This window comes from Kitasatospora sp. NPDC096147, assembly GCF_044763225.1.
Taxonomy (GTDB): Bacteria; Actinomycetota; Actinomycetes; order Streptomycetales; family Streptomycetaceae; genus Kitasatospora.
The window spans coordinates 156,639-177,669 of the sequence record NZ_JBIWFX010000014.1; the positions used below are offsets into that span (position 1 = coordinate 156,639).

Sequence of the window (21,031 nt, forward strand, 5' to 3'; positions counted from 1 at the left end):
CCGGTGGTGTCCGTCAGCGAGATCGAACGGGAGGCGGCCACCGCCGCTTCCACCGGGACGGCGCGCCGGCGGCCGGTGCTCGGGACGGCGGCGGTCGCCGCCCTCGCGGTGGTCGGCGTGCTGGCCTGGCGTCGGGGCGGGGTGACGGATCCGCTGGCCCGCTTCCTGGTCGCGGCGGCCGTGGTGGTGCTGACGGCCCATCTGCTCGGCGCGCTGTTCCGGCGCTTCGGCCAGCCCCAGGTGGTCGGCGAGGTGGTCGGCGGGCTGCTGCTCGGTCCGTCCGCGCTCGGCCTGCTCTGGCCGGCCGGCCAGCAGTGGCTGTTCACCGCCCCGGTCCGGCAGGGCTTGGGCTCGGCCGCCGATCTGGGGCTGGTGGTCTTCATGTTCCTGGTCGGCTGCCGGATCCGCCCCGAGGAGCTCAGGGTCCGGGGCGGCGCCCTGCTCGGCCTCGGCGTGGGCAGCCTGCTGCTGCCCTTCCTCGGTGGGGTGGGCCTGGCCCTGCTGCTCGGCGATCGGCTGGCCGACGGCACCCGCTCGGCCGCCGAGACGCTCTTCCTGGGCCTGGCCCTCTCCGTCACCGCCCTGCCGGTGCTGGCCCGGATCCTCGCCGAGCTCCGCCTCACCGACCACCCGCACGGTCAACTCGCGCTCGGCGCAGCCGCGTTGGGTGACGCCATCGGCTGGGGCGCGCTCACCGTGCTGCTCGCGGTGCTCGGCGGCGGCCCGGCCCAGGGGGCCGCCCTCACGGTGGCCGCCCTGCTCGCCCTGCTGCCGGCCGTGCACTACGGGCTGCGCCCCGCACTGGCCGCCCTGGTCGACTGGGCCGAGCGCGAACCCTCCTCCCGCACCGGCCAGTTGCTGGCCGGACTGCTGGCCGGCCTGCTCGCGCTGGCGGCGCTCACCCAGTGGTTCGGGCTGCACCCGGTGGTCGGCGCGCTGCTGTTCGGCGCGGCCACCCCGGGTGGGCACCCGGCGGTGCGGCGGATCTGCGGACAGCTGGAGGGCTTCACCTCGGCGGTGCTGCTGCCGCTGTTCTTCGTCGGAGTCGGGCTGCGGACCTCGGCCGGGGCGGTGCTCGGCGACCCGGGCGGCTGGCTGCTGCTGCTCGCGGTGCTCGCGGTGGCGGTCGGCGGCAAGCTGCTCGGGGCGGTGCTCGGCACCTCGGTGGCCGGAGTGCCGGCCGGCGACGGCCTGCGGCTCGGGGTGCTGATGAACTGCCGGGGCGTCACCGAACTGGTGGTGATCACCATCGGCCACCAGGCCGGGCTGGTGAACGACCTCGGGGCGACCGTGCTGGTGCTGATGGCGGTGCTCACCACGGCGGCCACCGCTCCGGCGTACCGGCTGCTGGAGCGCCGGGCGGCGGGCTGATCAGGAGGTTTGGTCGGGGCCCGGCGCAGGGTCGGTGAGGGTCGTGCGGTGGTCCTTCTGGCGTGTGCATGGCGGTGTTTGGATGGCCCCTGTCCACGGGGGGCACCGAACAGAACACGCCGTCGGAGGGCACCTTGCGCGTACTGCTGGTCGCCAGCGCTTTCAACAGTCTGACCCAGCGGGTCCACGTGGAGCTGCGCGAGCGCGGCCACCACGTCGGGGTCGAACTCGCCCTGGGCGACGATGCCCTGAGGGCCGGAGCGGCCCGGTTCCGGCCCGACCTGATCGTCGCGCCGATGCTCACCCGGAAGGTCCCCGAGGACGTCTGGCGGAGCCACCCCGTCCTGATCGTGCACCCCGGCCCGGCCGGCGACCGGGGCCCGTCCTCGCTGGACTGGGCGATCCACGACGGCGCGGCCGAGTGGGGCGTGACGGTGCTCCAGGCGGTGGCCGAGCTGGACGCCGGGCCGGTCTGGGCCAGCGTCCCGTTCCCGGTCCGGGCCGGCGGCAAGAGCGAGACCTACCGCAACGAGGTGGCCGACGCCGCCGTCGAGGCGGTGCTCCAGGCGGTCGAGCGGTTCGCCGGCGGCTGGTACGCGCCCGACCTGGCAGCCGGCCGGCTCGGCCGCGAACGCCCGTACCATGCCCAGGAGTTCCGCCGGATCGACTGGGCGGTGGACTCCACCGCGACGGTGCTGCGCAGGCTCCGGGCGGCGGACAGCCAGCCGGGCGTGCTGGACGAGCTGTACGGCCGCGCGTACTACCTGCACGGCGGCTGCGCCGAGGACCGGCTGCGCGGCCGGCCCGGCGAGCTGATCGCCAGCCGGGACGGCGCGATCTGCCGGGCCACGGTGGACGGGGCGGTCTGGATACCGCAGTTGAGGCCCCGTCGGACACCCGGCGGCCCGGCCACCTACAAGCTGCCCGCCGCCACCGTGCTGGGCCCTCAGCTCACCCTGGCCGGGGTGCCCGAAGTGCCGGTCTCCCCGCAGGAGGCGGCCCACCGGGAGACCTGGTCGGAGATCCGCTACCGCGAGCACGGCGAGGTCGGGTACCTGGAGTTCGCCTTCCCCGGCGGGGCGATGAGCACCGCCCAGTGCCGCCGTCTGCTCCGCGCCTACCGCGCGGCGGCGGCCCGGCCGGTCCCCGTGCTGGTGCTCGGGCCGCCCCGGGACTTCTTCTCCAACGGCATCCACCTCAACGTGATCGAGGCCGCCGCCGACCCGGCCGCCGAGTCCTGGGCCAACATCAACGCGATGGACGACCTGGTCGAGGCGATCCTCACCACCACCGACACCTACGTGGTCTCGGCGCTGGCCGGGAACGCGGCGGCCGGCGGCCTGATGCTGGCCCTCGCGGCGGACGAGGTCTGGTGCCGGGCCTCCTCGGTGCTCAATCCGCACTACCGGCTGATGGGCCTGTACGGCTCCGAGTACTGGACCTACACCCTGCCCAGGCGGGTCGGCGTGGAGCAGGCGGGGCGGCTCACCTCGGCCGCCCTTCCGCTCGGTGCCCGGGAGGCGCTCGGCCTCGGTCTGGTGGACCGGGTGGCCGGGGGCGATGCGGCCGGCTTCCGCCGCTGGGTCGCCGGGGAGGCCGAGGAGCTGGCCCGCTCGGCGGAGATGGGGGCGTGGCTGACGCAGAAGAAGCGGCGCCGCGCCGCCGACGAGTGCGTCAAGCCGCTGGCGGCCTACCGGGCCGAGGAGTTGACCCGGATGCGGCACAACTTCCTCGACCCCGGCGAGCCCTACCACCCCCTCCGCCGCGCCTTCGTGCACAAGACCTGCCCGACCGAGACCCCGGCCCACCTCCGGGGCTGAGCCCCGGGGCCGCGCGGGGGAACGGACGGCACCGGCAACCGACTGATGCGCGGTCGGTTGCCGGTGCTGATGCCGGTGCCGGTTGCCGGTGGACATCGGCGGGGGCCGCACGTCCCGGCGGGGCACCTCCGTGCGCCCGGTCAGGCCGGACGGACCGTGACCTTGTCCGGGGCGACGGCGAAGGCGAGGGCGCTGGAGAAGACGTAGCAGCCGAGGCCGACCGCGAGCGGGAAGACGAACTGGAGGGCCACCACCCCCGGCGGGGTGGTGCGGACGCCGGAGAGCTCGACCTGGACGGCGGCCATGCCGGTGTAGTGCATCGCGCAGACCGCCACCCCCATCACCGGCGCCGCGACCAGCACCGCCCCGGTGGCCCGGACATTGAGCGCCGCCCAGAGCGCGGCGGTGGCCGCGAACACCGCGATGCCGACCGAGACGGCCACCGTCGCGCGGTCGTAGACCAGCGCCCCGTTGATCCGCATCGCGGCCATCCCCAGGTAGTGCATGGCCGCCACCCCGAGCCCGGTGGCCACCCCGCCGGCCAGCAGCGCGGCGCGCGGGCTGCGGCGGCTGTGGCCGACGGTGAAGATGCCGACCCCGACCACCACGATGGCGACCACCAGGCTGACCACGGTGAGCGGCACGTTGTACCTGATCTCGGCGCCCCGGACGGCGAAGCCGAGCATGGCGATGAAGTGCATGCTCCAGATGCCGAGGCCGAGCGAGACCGAGGCGAAGAACAGCCAGTTCCGCCGGGTGCGCCCCTCGGTGAGCAGGGCCCAGCGGGTGGAGCGGAGTGCGAGCAGGGCGCCCAGGCAGGCGGCCAGGTAGGAGATCGCCGGGGTGATCCAGCCGTGGACGGTGTGGTCGATGTGCCCCAAGAAGTGTCTCCTAGGCATGCTGTGTTCCTGACAACAGTGCACCGACCCAACCACCCCCGGCGGAACGTGGGCAACCACGGTGTTTTCTGTGAAGTACCAGGCCAGCGTGGGTCCTTCACGGGTGCGACAAGGAGTGGTCACCAACCCCTGACGGGATGTCCAGGCTTCCTGACGCCCCGTCGGCCGGAGAGGGCTGATCGGGTCGGGCGGTTCGGGGCGGCAGTCCGCGCCGCTCCCGCTCCCCTTCCGCCGCTCCCGTCCTCCGTTCCGGTCCCTCTGGTCCCTCCGGCCCCGCTTCGCACTCCGTCGGCGCCGTCCTCGGGCCCGACAGCGACCCCGGGTGGGGAAAGTGATTTTTGTTAGGGAGAGTAATGAGATAGGCTAAGAACATGCCCGAGATGTCCGAGGACGACCTCGCTGCCGTGAGTCAGCTCAGGTCGGCCGCGATGCGCCTTGCCCGCCGGTTGCGACACCAGCGGGTCGAGGAGTCGCTGAGCCCCACCGAGATCGGGGTGCTCGGCACCCTGGCCCGGTGTGGCAAGGCCACGCCTGGCGAGCTCGCCAGGAAGGAACACGTCCAGCCGCCGTCGATGACCAGGATCATCGCGATGCTGGAGGAGAAGGGGTTGGTACGGCGCGAGCCGCACCCCGAGGACCGCCGGCAGGTGGTGGTCAGCTCCACCGAGGAGGCCGAGGCCATCCTCGACGAGAGCCGCCGCCGCCGGAACGTCTGGCTGGCCGAACTGGCCGAAGGACTGACCGAGGAGGAGTGGACGCAGCTGAAGGAGGCCGCTCCGGTCCTCTACAAGCTGGCCCACCTGTAGGACCCGACCCGACGACCCGTCAGCGCATCCGAGGCATCGACAGAGGGAGCACCACATCACCGCAGGACCGATACGACACACCAGCAGCGCGACCCGGGGAACCACCACGGTCGCGCCAGGAGGGGAGCCCACCTTGACACCGCCGGCCGCCGTCAGCGCCGCCATCCGTACCGACGACTCCACCACCGAGACCGCAGCGCCCGGCGCTGCCGCCGTCGAGAGCCCCGAGCCCGCCCCCGTGGGCCTGCCGGGCACCGGCGACGACGACCCCGACGAACGCACCGCGGCGGAGCTCCCCGCCGCATCCGCCCCGCCCCGCGGGGACGGCCCCACCGGGGCCCGCTTCACCCGGCCCGGCGGGATGTTCTCCTCGCTGCGGATCCGCAACTACCGCTACTACTTCGCCGGACAGGTCGTCAGCAACACCGGCACCTGGATGCAGCGGATCGCCCAGGACTGGCTGGTGCTCAGCCTCACCGGCAGCCCGCTCGCGGTCGGCATCACCACCGCGATGCAGTTCCTCCCGATGCTGCTGCTCGGCCTCTGGGGCGGCGTGCTGGCCGACCGCCTGCCCAAGCGCCGGCTGCTGATCGCCACCCAGGGTGTGATGGGCCTGCTGGCCGCCGGCCTCGCGGTGCTCACGGTCACCGGGGCCGCCACCGCCGGCTTCGTGTACGTCTTCGCGCTGCTGCTCGGCCTGGTGACGGTGGTCGACAACCCGACCCGGCAGGCGTTCGTCAGCGAGATGGTGCCGGCCAAGGACCTGGCCAACGCGGTCAGCCTGAACGCGGCCAACTTCCAGACCGCCCGGCTGGTCGGCCCGGCCGTCGCCGGTCTGCTGATCGCGGCGGTGGGCAGCGGCTGGGCCTTCGCGGTCAACGCGCTCTCCTTCGTGGCGGTGATCGGCGGGCTGCTGGCGATGCGCGCGAGCGAGCTGCGCCCGATCGAGCCGAGGCCCCGGGAGAAGGGGCAGCTCCGCGAGGGGCTCCGGTACGTGAAGGAGCGCCCCGAGCTGCTCTGGCCGATGGTGCTGGCCGGCTTCATCGGCACCTTCGGCTTCAACTTCCCGACCCTGCTGGCCGGATTCGCCCACGACACCTTCCACGTCGGGGCCGGTCAGTACGGTCTGCTGAACACCGCGATGGCCGTCGGCTCACTGGCCGGTGCGCTGATCGCCGCCCGGCGCGGGGCACCGCGCCTGCGGCGGCTGGTCGGCGCGGCGCTGGCCTTCGGCGCGCTCCAGGTGCTGGCCGCCTTCGCGCCCGGCTACTGGAGCTTCGCCGCCCTGCTGACGGTGATCGGGATGTTCGGCCTGACCTTCAACACCTCGGTCAACTCGGCCGTCCAGCTGGCCACCGACCCCGCCCTGCGGGGGCGGGTGTCGGGCCTGCTGGTGCTGGTGATGACCGGCGGCACGCCGCTCGGCGCCCCGGTGGTCGGCTGGGTCACCGCCGCCTACGGTCCCCGGGTGGGGCTGCTGGCCTGTGGCCTGGTCTCCGCCGCGGCGGCCGTGACGGTCGGCCTGGTGCTGGCCCGGGTCGCCGACCTCAAGGTCCGCCTGGACCTGCACCGGGGCAGCCGGGTGGTCGCGCTGGTGCCGCGCACCCCGGTGCGGGTGCGGGAGTTGGCGACCGCCTGCTGATCCCGGGAGTCGGCGGCCGCCTGCTGATCCCGGCGGCCGGCGGTCGTTCGCTGGTCCCGGGAGTCGGCGGCCGCTCGCTGGTCCGTGAGGTCGGCGCCCGCTCGCCGATCCCGGCGGCCGGCCCGGTCAGAGCCTGATCTCCAGGAACTGGCCGGGCCAGGTGCTGCCGTCGGCCCGCTCGACCCCGAAGGTCCCGCACGGGGTGAAGCCGAGCTTGAGGTACTGGCCCACCAGCCGCCGGTCGTCGCCGCCGAAGCAGTCCACCCGCAGGACCGGCAGCCCCCGCCGCCGGGTCTCGGCGACCGCGTCGGCCACCAGGGCCGCGCCGACCCCGCTGCCGCTCGCGGACCGCTCGGTGGCGAGGAACCGCAGGTACAGCTCCGGCCCGGGGGCGGGCCGTGCGTAGTCCGGCCCCTCCTCGTTCAGCACGCAGACGCCCAGCAGCTCCCCGCCCTCGCCGACCGCCACCCGGGCGTGCATGGTGCCCAGGTAGCGGTCGATCCGCTCCACCAGCTCCGGTCGCGCGCTCCACGGCTGGTCGCCCCACTGCCCGGTCCGCCCCTGGGCGGTCAGCCAGGCCATGGTGCGGTCGAGCAGGGCGACGATCGCCGGGGCGTCGGCGGTGGTTCCGGTACGCATCTCCATGGATGACGTTCTATCAAAGCCCCGCCGGGAGCGTGGATCATGGATCCATGAGGCTCTTCGTGGCGGTGAACCCGCCGGTGGCGGCGGTGCAGGAACTGGTGGACGCGGTGGCGCCGTTGCGTGCGGCACCGGAGGCCGAGCGGTTGCGGTGGAGCGAGGTGGCCGGATGGCACCTCACGCTGGCCTTCCTGGGGGAGGTACCCGTCACCGGGCTGCCGGAGCTGGAGGCGGCACTGGGACGGGTGGCGCAGGAGCACGGGGCGCACCGGCTGCGGCTGGCCGGGGGCGGGTGCTTCGGCGACCGGGTGCTGTGGGCGGGGGTGGACGGTGAGGTCTGGGCGCTGCGCCGGCTGGCCGAGGGAGTCCGTGACGCGGTCGGTCAACTCGCCGGAGAGAGTGACCAGTTCGCCTTCCATCCGCATCTGACCCTGGCGCGGGCCGGCTCCTCGCACGGCCGCCGCCGGGCGGCCCGCCGGACCGACGCGGGCGACCTCCGGGGTCTGGCCGCCGGGCTGGAGGGCTTCCGGGGTGCGGACTGGCAGGCCTCCGAACTCTGCCTGATGCGCAGCGAGTTGGACTTCGGTCCGGCCCGGTACACGGTGCTGCACCGATGGGAACTGGCCAACTGGAGCCGGTGACTCTCTCTTGTGGAGAAACCGTCTGCGCCCGTACGTTCGTGGCCATGGAGTTGGAGCTGCGCCACCTGCGGACAGTCCGGGCCATCGCCGAGGCGGGCAGCCTGACCAAGGCGTCGGTCGCCCTGGGGCTGGCGCAGCCCGCGCTGAGCACCCAACTCAAGCGGATAGAGCGCCTGTTGGGCGGGGCACTGTTCGAGCGCGGGCGGACCGGGGTGCTGCCGACCCCGCTCGGTGAGCTGGTGCTGGACCGGGCCCGGGTGCTGCTGCCGGCCGCCCAGGAGCTCCAGGAGGCGGCGGTCCGGTTCGCCCATGCGCACGGTGGACGCCGCCGGTTCCGGCTGGGCGCCACCCACGGGCCGCTGCTCGGGGCACTGGTGGACCGGCTGGTGGCCGAGTACCCGGGGGCGGCGGTGACCACCGCGACCTCCTGGTCGACCCAGGAGCTGACCGGTCGGGTGGCGGGCGGGCGGCTGGACTTCGCACTGGTCGGGGTGTGCGGGCAGAGCCGTCCGGCGGGGGCGGCCCAGCTGGCCTGGCGGGAGGTGGGCACCGACCCGGTGTTCGCCATGCTGGGGGAGCGCCATCCGCTCGCCGGGCGGCCGGAGTTGGGGCTGGCGGAGCTGGCGCCGGAGCAGTGGGCGGTGGTGCCGGGGGAGGGCTGCTTCGCCGACTGCTTCTCGGCCGCCTGCAGCCGGGCCGGCTTCACCCCGGAGGCGATGTACGAGACCGACACCGCCTCCTGCGTCCACCTGGTGCAGGTCGGCCGGGCGGTCGGCCTGGCCCGGGCCACCTTCCCGCCGACCGCCGGGGTGGTGACGGTGCCGCTGGCCGGTGATCCGCTGGTCTGGCGTCACCTGCTGGGCTGGCACCCGGAGTCCCCGGAGGCGGCCACCGCCGCCGAGGTCACCGAGTACGCCCGCCAGGCGCACGCCGAGGCGGCCGGCCGCAGCCCGTCCTACACCGCCTGGCGGGTCCGCCGGGCCGCCGAGCGCGAGCTGCGGCCCCAGCCCTGCCCCGAACCCCGGCCCGGGGTGCCGCCCGGGCCGGGAGCGGTGGCCCGGGGCTGAACGGGCGCTCCGTGCCGGGTGCTGCGCCGTGCCGGGCGCTGCGCCGCCCCTCACTCAGCCCACGGCGTACGGCAGCCGCCGGGCATCGGGCATCGGGCATCGGGCGAGGAGGGGCCGGCGTGGCGGCCGGTGGCGAGCCTCCCCGCCCGGTGGCGGAGGTGGGGGCCGTCAGCCCAGCGCCGGGGCGTCCAGCAGCTCGATCGACTCCGGTGCGCCGTCGCCGAGTTCGAGCAGCACCAGCTCGTTGGCGCCCTCCCGCAGCAGCGGCTGCGGGCAGAACAGCGCCGTCTGCGGGCCGCGCGCGTCGTAGCGGCCGAGCAGGAAGCCGTTCACCCAGAGGTAGCCGTGCCGGCCGCCCGGGACGGCCAGCCAGCCGTCGCCGGTGGCGTCCAGGTCGAACGCGCCCCGGGCGAACGGGCCCTCGCCCGTGAACGCGAGCTCCGGCAGCGGGGCCTGGACGTCGAAGGCGGCCACCGTGCAGCCGTGCAGGTACTGCCGCTCGTGCCGTACCCCGCCCGTGATGCCCTTCGAATCCCCGGTCTGCGGGCCGTAGTTGACCCGGCCGAGCGAGCTCACCAGCAGCTCCAGCGTCACCCCGCCCGGCACCGCGACCGGCTCGGTCTCGGCGCCCCGGTGCAGCTCGGCCACCCGCTTGCCGTCCACCCGCAGCTCCGCCCGGTCGTGCAGGCCCTCGACGGTGAGCGGGAGTTCGGGCCGTCCCTCGGGCATCCGGAAGGCGTAGCTGACCACCCCGTGCTCCAGCCCGAGCTCCTCGAAGCTCGGCGGCACCGGGTGCTCGGCGGCCGGGCCGAACGGGATCGCCGCCCGTCCGGTCAGCGCCACCGTGCGCGGGGCCAGCACCGGCGGCAGCTCGTACGCCAGTGCCGGGCCGAGGAAGCGGGCCTGCTCGGGGTGGGCGGCGGCGAACTCGGCCAGCACCTCGGCGAACAGCGGGTACTTGGCGGCGGGGGCGCCGCGCTCGTCCAGCGGGGCGTCGTAGTCGTAGGAGGTGGTCACCGGCTGGTACGGCGAGTCGGTCCACTCGGTGGAGTTGAACGGCGGGTCGGCGTGGTTGGCGCCCGCGCCGGTGCCGAAGTTCGAACCGCCGTGCGCCATGTAGAGGTTGACCGAGCCGCCGGCCGCCAGGATGCGGCGCAGGGTGTCGGCGGCGTCGGCCGCGTCCCGGGTGTGGTGCGGCTTGCCCCAGTGGTCGAACCAGCCGTTCCAGTACTCCATGCAGAACGGCGGGTCCTGCGGCCGGTGCCGCTGCAGCACCTCGAAGGCGCCCTCCGGGTCGGAGCCGAAGTTCACCGTGGCCAGCACGCCCGGCAGGGTGCCGCCGGTGAGCATGTGGTCCTCGGGGCCGTCCGAGGTGAACAGCGGGACGTCGATGCCCCGGGCCGTCAGGCCGTCGGCCAGGTGGCGCAGGTACGCCGCGTCGCTGCCGTAGGAGCCGTACTCGTTCTCCACCTGGACCATCAGGACGTTTCCGCCCCGAGTGGTCTGACGCTCCGCCACGGCGGGCAGCAGCGCGTCGAAGAAGGCGTCCACGGCGGCCAGGTACTCCGGGTCGGAGGTCCGGGCCCGGCGGCCGACGCGGGCGGTCAGCCAGCCGGGCAGCCCGCCGTTGTCCCACTCCGCGCAGATGTACGGGCCGGGGCGGACGATCGCCCAGAGGCCCTGCCGGGCCGCCTCGTCCAGGAAGGCGGGCAGCTCGTCCAGCCGCTGGAACGCGCCCGGCCGGGGCTCGTGCAGGTTCCACGGGACGTACGTCTCGACCGTGTTCAGGCCCATCGCGCGCAGCGCGGCCAGCCGGGCCGGCCACTGCTCGGGGCGGGTGCGGAAGTAGTGCACGGCGCCGGAGAGGACGCGCAGCGGGCTGCCGTCGAGCCGGAAACCGGTGGAGTCGTAGGTGAGCATGGCCCCTAGCCTGCTGCATCACGGCACGTCAGGGCCATGGACAAAACCCCGGGTTGTGTTGGACTGTCGGTGTCGGCGGAGGTCGGAGCGGCCCTGGAGGTGACGGTGGAGCGGTGGTGGCGGTACCTGACGCCCGGCCCGGCCCAGCTGGCCACCGGGCTGGCCTGCCTCGGGGTGGGCATGCAGCGCGGGCGGCTGCCCACGGTCGGGCCGCGCACCCTGGACCACTGGGTGGCGGTGGTGATCACCGGCGGCCGGGGGTGGTACGAGAGCCCGGACGGCGTGCGTCATCCGGTGAGCGCCCCGGCGGTGCTCTGGCTGCGCCCCGGAGAGCCGCACCACTACGCGCCGGACCCGGAGGGCTGGTCCGAGTCCTTCGTCGACTTCACCGGCCCCGGCCTGGCCGGCTACGCCGAGCTCGGCCTGCTGCCGCCGCTGCGGCTCACCCCGCTGACCGCCGCCGAGCCGGTCCAGCGGGTGGTGGCCAGGATCGCCTCGGCCTGCCGCCGGGGCGGCCCGCTGGTGGACGTGGAGAGCTCGGCCGGGGTGCACGAGCTGCTGGTCGAGCTGCGCCGCCACCGGGCCGACGTGGACCGGGCCGGGGAGCCGGTGCTGGAGGTGCTCCGCCGGGACGCCTGTCTGCCGCTGTCGATCGAGCAGCACGCCCGCCGGGCCGGGCTGACGGTGGCGGAACTGCGCCGCGCGGTGCGCTCGGTGGGGGTGGCCGGGCCCAAGGAGTACCTGCTGACGGTCCGTCTGAACGAGGCCAAGCAGCTGCTCGCGGCCGGTGAACTCCCGGTCGCGGCGGTGGCCCGCCGGGTCGGCTACCAGGACCCGGCCTACTTCACCCGGATCTTCACCCGGCGGGTCGGGGTGGCCCCGTCGGCCTGGCGGGCCGGGCAGTACCGGGGCGACGGGCAGCTGTGCGAGGTCGGCCGGGCCGAGCCGGCCGGGGAGCCCACCGGGCCGTACGGCCCCGGCCGGGCCAGCGCGGAGACGGGGCGGGCCACCGGGTAACCTCGATGACCGTGGACCCCAAGACCCGAATGCGAATCGTGAGCGGCGCGCTGGCGCTGCTGCTGGCCGTGGTGATCGTGAGCGCCCTGCTGCGGCGCTGAGCGGCCGGCCTGCCCGGCCCTGCCTGGCGCGCCCGTCCTGCCCGGCCCGCCCGGCGCGCACCCGTCCGGCAGCCGCCCCGAACGCGAAGACCCCCGGAGCACCGCCCCGGGGGTCTTCGACGTCTCGCGGTGACTAGAGCTGACCGACCACGTGGTCGATGCAGGCGGTGAGCGCCTCGACGTCAGCCGGGTCGATCGCCGGGAACATCGCCACCCGCAGCTGGTTGCGGCCCAGCTTGCGGTAGGGCTCGGTGTCCACGATGCCGTTGGCGCGCAGGGCCTTGGCGACCTCGGCGGCGTCGATCGAGTCGTCGAAGTCGATGGTGCCGACGACCTGCGAGCGCTCCTCGGCCTTCGCCACGAACGGCGTGGCGAAGGAGGACTTCTCGGCCCAGCCGTACAGCCGGGAGGCCGAGTCGGCGGTGCGGGCGGTCGCCCAGTCCAGACCGCCCTGACCGTTGATCCACTCCAGCTGGTCGGCCAGCAGGAAGAGGGTGGCGATCGAGGGGGTGTTGTAGGTCTGGTCCTTCGAGGAGTTGTCGATCGCGGTCGGCAGGTCGAAGAACGGCGGGATGTACCGGCCGGAGCCGGCGATCTCGGCGGCGCGCTCCAGGGCGGCCGGCGAGAAGGTGGCCAGCCAGAGGCCGCCCTCGGAGGCGAAGGACTTCTGCGGCGCGAAGTAGTAGACGTCGGTCTCGGTGATGTCCACCGGCAGGCCGCCGGCGCCCGAGGTCGCGTCCACCAGCACCAGCGAGCCCGCGTCCGCGCCCGAGGGGCGGGCGATCGGCATCGCCACGCCGGTGGAGGTCTCGTTGTGGGTGAGCGCGTAGACGTCCACGCCGGCCTCGGCGACCGGGAGCGGGTGGGTGCCCGGCTCCGTCTTGATCACCGAGGGGTCGGCCAGCCAGGGCGCGGCCTTGACGGAGGACGCGAACTTGCTGGAGAACTCACCGAAGTTGAGGTGTTGGGACTTCTCGCGCACCAGCCCGAAGGCGGCGATGTCCCAGAAGGCGGTGGAGCCGCCGTTGCCCAGCACGACCTGGTAGCCCTCGGGGAGGGAGAACAGGGAGGAGACGCCCTCGCGGACGCGCTTCACCACGTTCTTCACCGGCGCCTGCCGGTGGGAGGTGCCGAGCAGGGAGGTACCGGTGTCGGCGAGGGCCTTCAGGGCCTCGGGCCGCACCTTCGAAGGGCCGCAGCCGAAACGGCCGTCGGCGGGCTTGATGTCAGCGGGGATCTGGATCTGAGCCACGGCCGCAGCCTACTGCCCGTGCCCACCAACTGGGCACCCACGTCCGCCCGCTGAGATGTGATCTTGCCCGCTCAGGGCAGGTGCGGAGCGGGCCCGGCGGCAGCCGCCGGACCCGCTCGAAAGAGTGACTGCGCGTCAGCTCCCGGGGGTCGGGATCAGTGCGCGATCGACTCGTAGCCCTCGATCTCGCGCGGGCTGCGGGCGGCCGGGCCGATGTAGCGGGCGGCCGGCCGGACCAGCCGTCCGGTGCGCTTCTGCTCCAGGATGTGCGCCGACCAGCCGGCCGTCCGGGCGCAGGTGAACATCGAGGTGAACATGTGCGCCGGGACCTCGGCGAAGTCCAGCATGATGGCGGCCCAGAACTCCACGTTGGTGGCCAGCACGCGGTCGGGGCGGCGGTTGTGCAGCTCCTCCAGCGCGGCCTGCTCCAGCGCCTCGGCGATCTCGAAGCGCGGGGCGCCGAGCTCCTTGGCGGTGCGGCGCAGCACCCGGGCGCGCGGGTCCTCGGCGCGGTACACCCGGTGGCCGAAGCCCATCAGGCGCTCGCCCTTGTCGAGGGCGTTCTTCACCCAGGCCTTGGCGTCGCCGGTGCGCTCGATCTCCTCGATCATGCCGAGCACCCGGGACGGGGCACCGCCGTGCAGCGGGCCGGACATCGCGCCGACCGCGCCGGAGAGCGCGGCGGCCACGTCGGCACCGGTGGAGGCGATCACCCGGGCGGTGAAGGTGGAGGCGTTCATGCCGTGCTCGGCGGCCGAGGTCCAGTACGCGTCGATCGCCTTGACGTGCTTCGGGTCCGGCTCGCCGCGCCAGCGGATCATGAAGCGCTCGACCACGGTCTCGGCCTTGTCGATCTCGCGCTGCGGGACCATCGGCAGGCCCTGGCCACGGGCCGACTGGGCCACGTAGGAGAGCGCCATCACGGCCGCCCGGGCGAGGTCGTCACGGGCCTGCTCGGCGGAGATGTCGAGCAGCGGCTTGAGGCCCCAGACCGGGGCGAGCATGGCGAGCGCGGACTGCACGTCGACCCGGATGTCCCCGGAGTGCACCGGGATCGGGAACGGCTCGGCGGCCGGCAGGCCGGGGTTGAACTTGCCGTCCACCAGCAGGCCCCAGACGTGCCCGAACGAGACGTGCCCGACCAGCTCGTCGATGTCCACACCGCGGTAGCGCAGCGCGCCGCCCTCCCGGTCGGGTTCGGCGATCTCGCTCTCGAACGCGACGACTCCCTCGAGCCCGGGTACGAAGTCCGACATGGACGGCTCCTTCAGTGATCCGATGGACGGGCCGCCGATGGTGGGGCGGCCGGCCGGTGACCGTTGGTGGATTGGCACTCGGTGTCAGAGTGTCAGGCACGGAGTGCATTGCGCCAGACACCACCACGGTGATGTTCCAGGGGACGCTCCGGCCGGGTCCGGCAGCACTGGCGGACCTACGGGGACGAATCCGGACGGACCAGGAACATTCTCCGGCCGGTCGTCGGTGGAGCGGTGGCGAGACACCTTATCTCCCACCCGGGTTTGCCGGGACGTAGCGGTATCCGGCGCTTGTCGTACGGGATGATGTTGCCGTGCCTACCGCGGATCGTCACCCGACCCCTCCGACCAAGCCCGCCGACGCCCGGCCCACCGACGCGGTGGACCCCCGGCCCGCCCCGGACCCGAGCGTGATGCGCCGGCAGTACCAGCACGAGGGGTTGGGCGAGGAGGAGCTGGCGGCCGACCCGCTGGCCCAGTTCACCGAGTGGTTCCGGCAGGCCGACGAGGCAGGGGTGCCGGAGCCCAACGCGATGGTGCTCTCCACCGCCGACGGCCGCGGCCGCCCCAGTTCGCGCACCGTGCTGCTCAAGGGCTACGACCGCCGGGGCTTCGTCTTCTTCACCAACTACGGCTCCCGCAAGGGCACCGAACTGGCCGCCAACCCGTGGGCCTCGCTGCTCTTCCCGTGGATCGTGATCTCCCGTCAGGTGATCGTCGGCGGCCGGGTGGAGAAGGTCGGCCGGGACGAGACGGCCGCCTACTTCCGCACCCGCCCGCACGGCTCCCAGCTCGGCGCCTGGGCCAGCGAGCAGTCCAGCCCGGTGGGCCGGCGGGAGGTCCTGGAGCAGCGCTACGCCGACCTGGAGCGCCGCTACCCGGAGGGCGAGGGCGTGCCGGTGCCGCCGTTCTGGGGCGGGTACCGGGTGGTGCCGGAGACCGTCGAGTTCTGGCAGGGGCGGGAGAACCGGCTGCACGACCGGCTGCGCTACGTCGCCGAGCCGGCGGGCTGGCGGGTGGAGCGGCTCTGCCCGTGACGGAGGCGCGGGGCGGACGGACCGGCCGTGCACCGACGGCTCCGGTCAGGATCCACCGGGCGGGGCGGTCCTCCGGCGGTCGCGCAGGTGCCGGTCGGCCACCGTCACACCGTCCGCGATGTCCATCAGGAAGCAGTCGGCCGCGCCGAGCCCGCCCCTGATCAGGCTCGGCACCGCCTCCAATGCGCCGGTCATGCCCGGGAAGTGTTCGTCCCTCAGGTGGACCGCCTCGAAGGAGGTCCAGTGCCCGTCGGGCAGCACGCAGCCGTAGGTCTGCAGCGGCGGGTCCGGCTGGAGGTACTCGGCCAGGTGCAGCGCGGTGCAGCACCAGGCCGGGACGCCGATCAGGAGTGCCCTGGCCCGGTGCCGGTACAGCCACCCGACCGGCGAGTCCGGCCCCAGGTGGCTGTCCAGCAGGTGATCCGCCGTCAGATCGGCCGCCCGGAGGCCGATCGCGGCGAACGAGGTCTGGGGGTGCCGGCTGCGGACCGCGCCCGGAGCCTGCCGGACCAGCTCGGAGAAGTGGCCCAGGATGCGGGAGGCCGGGGTGCGGTCGGGGTCGAACGGGGGACGGGTGCGCCAGTACTCCCGCTCCTGCTGCTCGGTCATGCCCTCGGTGGGGGCGAGCGCCACCCGCGAGGTGTTGGAGTTCTCCGGGGTCGCGGTGAACACCACCAGGGTGCCGCGCTCGCCCAGCGTTGCGAGCAGCGCCCTCAGCAACACCTCGGGGCCGCCGTCCAGCCCGCCCAGCGAGCGCAGCGAGGACTGCACCAGCAGGGTCTCGCCCTCCTCGATGCCGAGCGCCCGCAGGTCCTGCTCCAGCTCCGCTGCGCCGGTCATCAGGTGGCCGCCGCTCGCTCGACCGCAGCCCGCTCGGCCGCCGGGCCGACGTCCAGCGAAAGCCACTGGCCCACCGTGGACCGCATTCCGTCGGTGAACCGCAGCCCGAGTGCGGTCAGCGAACCGGATTCGGCCAGTGTCTCCACCGCCCGGGCAGTGTGCCCGCGCCAGGTGGCCAGCTGCACCCGGGCGCGCTCGGCCGCCTCGCGGCTCGGACCAACCGCGGCACGCACCCGGGTGCCCCAGTAGGCCGTCACCGCGAGGTGCGCGTAGGTGCCCTGGAGCAGGGCCTCCAGCGGGCGGGGATCGGGCCGCCAGGGGGCGTGGTAGCGCCGGTCGTCCGCTGGGTCGTAGAGCGCGTGGAAGTCCAGCACCGCGCCCAGCTTGACGTGCTGGAACTCGTGCGCGAGCAGTAGCGCCAGGGTCGATGAGGTGTTCGGCCGGGCGATCCCCACCGCGCCGAACGCCTGCCGGGCGGCTGCACTGACGTCCCGTCCGTCCGGGCCGGGCCGCAGTGGCGTGACGGTGGTCAGCCCGGTTGGAAAGCCGGCTGCGTACTCGGGCAGATCGCGTTCCAGCAGCTCCCACGCCTCCCGCAATCCGTGGCTCCAGGCGCGGAGTTCGGCCTCCGGTAGTCGCCCGGCCACCGGCCACTGGTGGGCGTCCCGCTGTGGATCGGTGTCCTCCAGCGCGAGGGTCAGCCCGCCCGCCAGCTCCGCCCGGCGCACGGGTTGCCATACCGGGCCGTCCGGTGTGTTCGAGTCGATCGTCACCCCGCGCACGGTGAAGCTCCCAGCGGTCGCGTGCAGCACTGCCTTCCCGGCGCCGCCGACCAGCACCCGGCCGAGGGTGGGGAGGTGCACAGCGCCTTCCCGTACCGGTACGGGAAGTTCGAACTCCCGCCCGGCCCGCAGTGCGGCGGCCGCCGCCAGCTCGGCGAGGCCACCGAGGTCGGCCCCGGGGTCGTCCTCCAGGCAGCGCACCGCCCAGGCCCGGGCGTACGGGTGGGCCAGAACCGTGTCCAAGGCATGTGGGGCAGCGTCGTCCAACTCGGTCAGCAGGGACCAGGGCTCGGCGTCTCTCGCGGAGAGCGCTGCCAGCAGCTTTCGAGTCAGGCCGAGCTGGGCATCGGCGAGCGCGCGGACGGTTGACCGAGTGCCGAAGCCCGTCGCCAGCTCGTCCAGCTGGGCCTCGGTCAACGGCCTCGCGGCCGGACCGGCCTGGGCCGGAAGGCCGGCGGGGGCCGTCTGGTCCCGGATGGTGGTGATCAGCGTCATCAGGTCCCCGCAGAAGACGGAGGGATTGTCGAATCCGCGATCCGTCCGGTAGCGGTGGGCAAACAGCCCGCCGCCGCAGGAGCGGACCACTGAGCAGGATCGGCACTGCTGGTTCAGTCCGGCTAGTCCGGACTGACGTTCCATCATGCCGGGGTGTGTGGCCACCTGGTCCAAGGTGTGCGTGAATACGTCGAATCCGGTCTGCGGAGCGCCGTCGAAGGCGGTCTTCAGACTGTCGGCCTGCTCGAACGTGCCGTCGGTCTCCACCACTACCAGGCCGGCCGGATCGAGGCCGAGCGACTCGGTCAGGCTCGAACGGCCGCGCAGGGTGCGGTGCACCGAGTCGAAGATCCGCACCGGTACGGGGCGTCCGTGCGCCGTCCAGCGCTCATGGACGGCCAGCAGCCAGTCCGCGTACGGGGTGGGGCCGAGGTGGTCGGGGTGCTTCGGTGGTTCGTCCCATGTCGCGTGGGGGAGAAGGAAGTCGATTCGGGGTGGGGAGAGTTCGACCAGTGCGTCGTAGACGGCGACCGGGTCGTTCTCCACGTCGATGGTGCAGAGCAGACCGGCGTACAGATGGTGGTAGGCGGGGCGGCGAAGCAGCTCCAGCGCGGCCAGCACCGTGGCGTGGCTGGACCGGCCGTCGGCGTAGCGGCGGTGTCGGTCGTTGGCCACCCGGTCGCCGTCCAGGGAGACACCGACCTTGATGCCCAGCTCGGCGAACAGCTCGCAGAAGTCCTCGGACAGCCGGACCGCGTTGGTGTGGATCCGGAGGTCCAGCGCACAGCCCTCCGGCAGTGCGGCGCGCAGCAGTTCGGCTGCCGAGCGCAGCACGGCGGGGCCCGCGAGCAGCGGCTCACCGCCATGCAGCACGACGTGGACGGCTGTCAGCCGATGTGCCCGAGCGTGCTCCCCGACCCGCGCTGCCGTGGCCTTCAGCACGTGCTCCGAGACGGAGCGCGGCTTGCCACGCCAACTGGTGTCAGCATGCTCGTACACGTAGCAGTGGTCGCAGGACAGGTCGCAGCGGCTGTGCACCTTGAGCACGAACTGCGTGAACGGGCGCTGCACTGGTACGGGCAACATGACCGGGCTTGGTCCGTGTGGCCGTCAGACAGAGGAGTTGAAGGTGAGCGAGGACGCCTGGCCACCGTCCGCATCGGGCAGAGCCCGCTGCAGATCGGCGGTGAGGCGGTCGCTGCCGAGAGCGGCGAGGTCCGCGAGTGAGGCCCGCGGAGCGGGGGCCTCTGCAGAATCGCGGTGGGTCGGCCAGGTGGAGATCGCGGTGACCATTGCAGCCTCGTTTCTGGGCATGAGACGCGGGGAAGCGGGTGGGCCGCCCCGTTACTGGCACAGGAAGCAGGAGGCTACCCGCATCGGCGGCCCGCGACTCCTGTGGTGCGACGGGTCGACAAGCATCCGGAGGTGGTCGAGGATCGGTTGCTCCGACGAGTTCCAACTCCGTTGTCCAAAAAGGACATTCATGTCTGATGGATGTGCGAAGCTGCCAGGGTCGGCACACCACTGTCACGTGCAGGGGGATCGAAATGAGTGAACCGCACCTCAGAGTCGAGCTTGCCTTCTCGGACCACGACGAGCTGACGGCCGAGCGGGGAATGGGTTTCCTCCTCGAGGAGTTGCGGGGCATCGGTGCCACCGAACTCACCCAGCCGACTACGGGGGAGGCGCCCAGCGGCACCCGGTCCGGTGACCTCGTCTCGTACACCTCGGTGCTCATGGGACTCGCTGGCGGCGCGACCACGCTCCGTGCTCTCATCGGCCTCGCACAGGACTGGCTCGCTCGACGGAACTCCGGCACGGTCGAGCTCAGGATCGGCGGTGACGAGCTGAGGCTCACCTCGACTTCGCGCTCCGACCAGCGCACGGCGATCGAGGCGTTCGTCACGAGGGAGCGTGAGACCCCCGATGCCTAAGCGAGCCCTCGTCCTCGCCAATCAGTACTACCGTGACGGGATCAGTGAGCTTCCAGGAGCCCGGGCGGACGCCGTCGCGCTGGAGCGCGTGCTCGCGGACCCGGAGATCGGGGACTTCGAGGTCACGGTCGTCCAGGACGGCACCGCAGTCGAGTGCCGTAGGGCGATCCAGCGCTTCTTCCAGAGCGCGGCCAGGGACGACCTCCTGCTCCTGCACCTCTCCTGCCACGGTCGTAAGGACCGGCGGAACCGACTGCACTTCGTCGCGTCCGACACCGATCCCTCGCTGATCGAAGCGACGTCGGTTAGCGCCGAGTTCGTAGCCGACCAGATGGAGGACAGCCTCAGCAACCGCATCGTAGTGCTCCTCGACTGTTGCTACAGCGGGGCCTTCACCAAGGGAATGCGCACCCGGGGCGAGGCGCCGACCGTGGACATCGGTGCGCACTTCCGAGGTAGGGCTCAGCACGTCATCACGTCGTCGACCTCCCTCCAGTTCAGCTACGAGAGTGATCTCCTGAGCCGGGTGGAAGCCCAACCCTCAGTCTTCACTGCAGCCGTGGTGGAAGGGCTGCGCACCGGTATCGACGGTCGTGGCCGGGATGGCGTCGTCAGCGTCGACGAGCTCTTCGACTTCGTGGCAGCGCGGGTTGGAGAACAGCTGCCCGGTCAGACCCCTACCCGCTCCGTCAACTCCACCGGAACACCGATCGTCCTGTCCAAGGTCCCTACTCTCGGAACCCCGGTCCTCGTGCTTCACGTTTCGGAGGACCAGAGCTGGGCGGACTGGATCGCTGCCAAGTTGGAGAGTGCTGGGTTCCGGGTGGTGTCCAGGGACATCCGGGTTGAAGCAGGTACGCCACTGGCGACCGAGCCCGGCATCGACAGTCCACGGGCGCTGGTGGTGCTTTCGGCCGACTACCTGAGGTCCCCTCAGGCAGGTCCGCTCTGGGACTCGATGGGTAGCTCCGACCCGGCCGAGGCACGTCGTCAGATCATTCCGGTCCGGGTCGGTGACTTTCGGCGTACTGTCCAGCTCAAGGGCTTCGATCCGATCAGTCTGGTCGGCCGTGACGAAGGCCAGGCGGCGGTCACACTGCTCCGTGCTCTCGGCCGGCCCGAGAGCGAGGCCGATCCCGAGGCGGTGATGCCGCGCTTTCCCGGCACCAAGCCCGCTCACTGGTCCGTGCCCCAGCGCAACTCCTCCTTCACCGGCCGGGCGGCGGTGTTGGAGGAGCTCCGGGAGAGCCTGCTCGACGGTCCGATGGTGGTGACGCCCACTCTGCAGACCTTGCACGGCCTCGGCGGAGTGGGAAAGACCCAGCTGGCGTTGGAGTACGCGCACCGGTACATGTCCCACTACGACCTGGTGTGGTGGATCGACGCCGAGCGGACGGACCCGATCCTCAACGGCCTGGCGGGGTTGGCCAACCGGCTCGGCCTGCAGGTGGGTGATTCGGTGAACGAGGCGGCCGAGGCGGCTCGCGAGGCGCTGCGCAACGGCATTCC

General features: G+C 73.2%; 18 protein-coding genes. 10 read left to right on the top strand and 8 right to left on the bottom strand.

The window, feature by feature from the left end; genetic code table 11:
• Nucleotides 1-6: 6 nt before the first annotated feature.
• Entirely contained in the window at nt 7-1,371 is a 1,365-nt protein-coding gene (locus tag ACIRBX_RS31930; protein ID WP_402302399.1) for a cation:proton antiporter, read from the top strand.
• Between the two features lie 134 nt (nt 1,372-1,505).
• On the top strand, nt 1,506-3,191 hold the full coding sequence (locus tag ACIRBX_RS31935) for a hydrogenase maturation protein (protein WP_402302400.1): 1,686 nt from the start codon (nt 1,506-1,508) through the stop codon (nt 3,189-3,191).
• A 140-nt stretch (nt 3,192-3,331) separates the two neighbouring features.
• Here ACIRBX_RS31935 and ACIRBX_RS31940 read toward each other — a convergent pair whose 3' ends face one another.
• Complete coding sequence (locus tag ACIRBX_RS31940) at nt 3,332-4,072, bottom strand: MHYT domain-containing protein (protein ID WP_402302401.1); 741 nt, start codon at nt 4,070-4,072, stop codon at nt 3,332-3,334.
• 389 nt (nt 4,073-4,461) lie between these two features.
• Here ACIRBX_RS31940 and ACIRBX_RS31945 point away from each other — a divergent pair, with 389 nt between their 5' ends.
• Nucleotides 4,462-4,896: a MarR family winged helix-turn-helix transcriptional regulator gene (locus tag ACIRBX_RS31945; protein WP_402302403.1), complete on the top strand. Its 435-nt coding sequence runs from the start codon at nt 4,462-4,464 to the stop codon at nt 4,894-4,896.
• Nucleotides 4,897-5,029: 133 nt separating this feature from the next.
• Nucleotides 5,030-6,538 (top strand): MFS transporter, encoded by a 1,509-nt coding sequence (locus ACIRBX_RS31950; RefSeq protein WP_402302405.1) that lies wholly within the window; start codon nt 5,030-5,032, stop codon nt 6,536-6,538.
• Nucleotides 6,539-6,664: 126 nt separating this feature from the next.
• Here ACIRBX_RS31950 and ACIRBX_RS31955 read toward each other — a convergent pair whose 3' ends face one another.
• Nucleotides 6,665-7,183, bottom strand: a complete 519-nt coding sequence (locus tag ACIRBX_RS31955; RefSeq protein WP_402302408.1) for a GNAT family N-acetyltransferase — start codon at nt 7,181-7,183, stop codon at nt 6,665-6,667.
• Between the two features lie 47 nt (nt 7,184-7,230).
• On the opposite strand from ACIRBX_RS31955, the gene thpR reads away from it, so the two are divergent.
• Nucleotides 7,231-7,821, top strand: coding sequence for an RNA 2',3'-cyclic phosphodiesterase (thpR, locus tag ACIRBX_RS31960; protein WP_402302411.1), 591 nt, complete (start codon nt 7,231-7,233; stop codon nt 7,819-7,821).
• Nucleotides 7,822-7,865: 44 nt separating this feature from the next.
• Nucleotides 7,866-8,888 (top strand): LysR family transcriptional regulator, encoded by a 1,023-nt coding sequence (locus ACIRBX_RS31965; RefSeq protein WP_402302412.1) that lies wholly within the window; start codon nt 7,866-7,868, stop codon nt 8,886-8,888.
• A 168-nt stretch (nt 8,889-9,056) separates the two neighbouring features.
• On the opposite strand, the gene ACIRBX_RS31970 is transcribed toward ACIRBX_RS31965, so the two are convergent.
• Nucleotides 9,057-10,808, bottom strand: coding sequence for a beta-galactosidase family protein (locus ACIRBX_RS31970; RefSeq protein ID WP_402302414.1), 1,752 nt, complete (start codon nt 10,806-10,808; stop codon nt 9,057-9,059).
• Between the two features lie 69 nt (nt 10,809-10,877).
• On the opposite strand from ACIRBX_RS31970, the gene ACIRBX_RS31975 reads away from it, so the two are divergent.
• Nucleotides 10,878-11,825 carry an AraC family transcriptional regulator gene (locus ACIRBX_RS31975; protein ID WP_402302417.1) on the top strand — a complete coding sequence of 316 codons (948 nt, stop codon included), beginning with the start codon at nt 10,878-10,880 and terminating at the stop codon, nt 11,823-11,825.
• 234 nt (nt 11,826-12,059) lie between these two features.
• Here the strand turns inward: ACIRBX_RS31975 and serC are convergent, their stop codons facing one another.
• Both serC and ACIRBX_RS31985 read right to left on the bottom strand, forming a co-directional pair.
• The gene (gene serC, locus ACIRBX_RS31980; RefSeq protein WP_402302419.1) at nt 12,060-13,178 is read right to left on the bottom strand and encodes a phosphoserine transaminase; all 1,119 of its coding nucleotides are present in this window, start codon (nt 13,176-13,178) and stop codon (nt 12,060-12,062) included.
• Nucleotides 13,179-13,333: 155 nt separating this feature from the next.
• Nucleotides 13,334-14,434: a citrate synthase 2 gene (locus tag ACIRBX_RS31985; protein WP_402302422.1), complete on the bottom strand. Its 1,101-nt coding sequence runs from the start codon at nt 14,432-14,434 to the stop codon at nt 13,334-13,336.
• A 413-nt stretch (nt 14,435-14,847) separates the two neighbouring features.
• Between ACIRBX_RS31985 and pdxH the strand changes: the two genes are divergently transcribed.
• Nucleotides 14,848-15,471, top strand: coding sequence for a pyridoxamine 5'-phosphate oxidase (gene pdxH, locus ACIRBX_RS31990; protein WP_402302451.1), 624 nt, complete (start codon nt 14,848-14,850; stop codon nt 15,469-15,471).
• A 45-nt stretch (nt 15,472-15,516) separates the two neighbouring features.
• Here the strand turns inward: pdxH and ACIRBX_RS31995 are convergent, their stop codons facing one another.
• The 3 genes from ACIRBX_RS31995 to ACIRBX_RS32005 are packed head-to-tail and all read right to left on the bottom strand — an operon-like array spanning nt 15,517 to nt 18,902.
• On the bottom strand, nt 15,517-16,311 hold the full coding sequence (locus ACIRBX_RS31995) for an aminoglycoside N(3)-acetyltransferase (protein ID WP_402302425.1): 795 nt from the start codon (nt 16,309-16,311) through the stop codon (nt 15,517-15,519).
• Nucleotides 16,311-18,674: an FxsB family cyclophane-forming radical SAM/SPASM peptide maturase gene (locus ACIRBX_RS32000; protein ID WP_402302428.1), complete on the bottom strand. Its 2,364-nt coding sequence runs from the start codon at nt 18,672-18,674 to the stop codon at nt 16,311-16,313. The genes ACIRBX_RS31995 and ACIRBX_RS32000 overlap by 1 nt, the downstream gene beginning before the upstream one ends.
• Before the next feature lie 24 nt (nt 18,675-18,698).
• On the bottom strand, nt 18,699-18,902 hold the full coding sequence (locus ACIRBX_RS32005; RefSeq protein ID WP_402302430.1) for a hypothetical protein: 204 nt from the start codon (nt 18,900-18,902) through the stop codon (nt 18,699-18,701).
• Between the two features lie 233 nt (nt 18,903-19,135).
• Here ACIRBX_RS32005 and ACIRBX_RS32010 point away from each other — a divergent pair, with 233 nt between their 5' ends.
• Both ACIRBX_RS32010 and ACIRBX_RS32015 read left to right on the top strand, forming a co-directional pair.
• Complete coding sequence (locus ACIRBX_RS32010) at nt 19,136-19,522, top strand: hypothetical protein (RefSeq protein WP_402302431.1); 387 nt, start codon at nt 19,136-19,138, stop codon at nt 19,520-19,522.
• A partial coding sequence (locus ACIRBX_RS32015) for a caspase family protein (RefSeq protein WP_402302434.1) occupies nt 19,515-21,031 on the top strand: 1,517 nt, incomplete at its 3' end. The genes ACIRBX_RS32010 and ACIRBX_RS32015, both read left to right, overlap by 8 nt.

Excerpts from the sequence above, each read along its gene's own strand:
- pdxH (WP_402302451.1), top strand. The coding sequence starts at position 14,848 with ATGCGCCGGCAGTACCAGCACGAGGGGTTGGGCGAGGAGGAGCTGGCG.
- ACIRBX_RS32000 (WP_402302428.1), bottom strand. The coding sequence starts at position 18,674 with ATGTTGCCCGTACCAGTGCAGCGCCCGTTCACGCAGTTCGTGCTCAAG.
- ACIRBX_RS32010 (WP_402302431.1), top strand. The coding sequence starts at position 19,136 with ATGAGTGAACCGCACCTCAGAGTCGAGCTTGCCTTCTCGGACCACGAC.
- ACIRBX_RS31955 (WP_402302408.1), bottom strand. The coding sequence starts at position 7,183 with ATGGAGATGCGTACCGGAACCACCGCCGACGCCCCGGCGATCGTCGCC.
- ACIRBX_RS31965 (WP_402302412.1), top strand. The coding sequence starts at position 7,866 with ATGGAGTTGGAGCTGCGCCACCTGCGGACAGTCCGGGCCATCGCCGAG.
- ACIRBX_RS31945 (WP_402302403.1), top strand. The coding sequence starts at position 4,462 with ATGCCCGAGATGTCCGAGGACGACCTCGCTGCCGTGAGTCAGCTCAGG.
- ACIRBX_RS31995 (WP_402302425.1), bottom strand. The coding sequence starts at position 16,311 with ATGACCGGCGCAGCGGAGCTGGAGCAGGACCTGCGGGCGCTCGGCATC.
- thpR (WP_402302411.1), top strand. The coding sequence starts at position 7,231 with ATGAGGCTCTTCGTGGCGGTGAACCCGCCGGTGGCGGCGGTGCAGGAA.
- ACIRBX_RS31970 (WP_402302414.1), bottom strand. The coding sequence starts at position 10,808 with ATGCTCACCTACGACTCCACCGGTTTCCGGCTCGACGGCAGCCCGCTG.
- ACIRBX_RS31985 (WP_402302422.1), bottom strand. The coding sequence starts at position 14,434 with ATGTCGGACTTCGTACCCGGGCTCGAGGGAGTCGTCGCGTTCGAGAGC.
- ACIRBX_RS32005 (WP_402302430.1), bottom strand. The coding sequence starts at position 18,902 with ATGCCCAGAAACGAGGCTGCAATGGTCACCGCGATCTCCACCTGGCCG.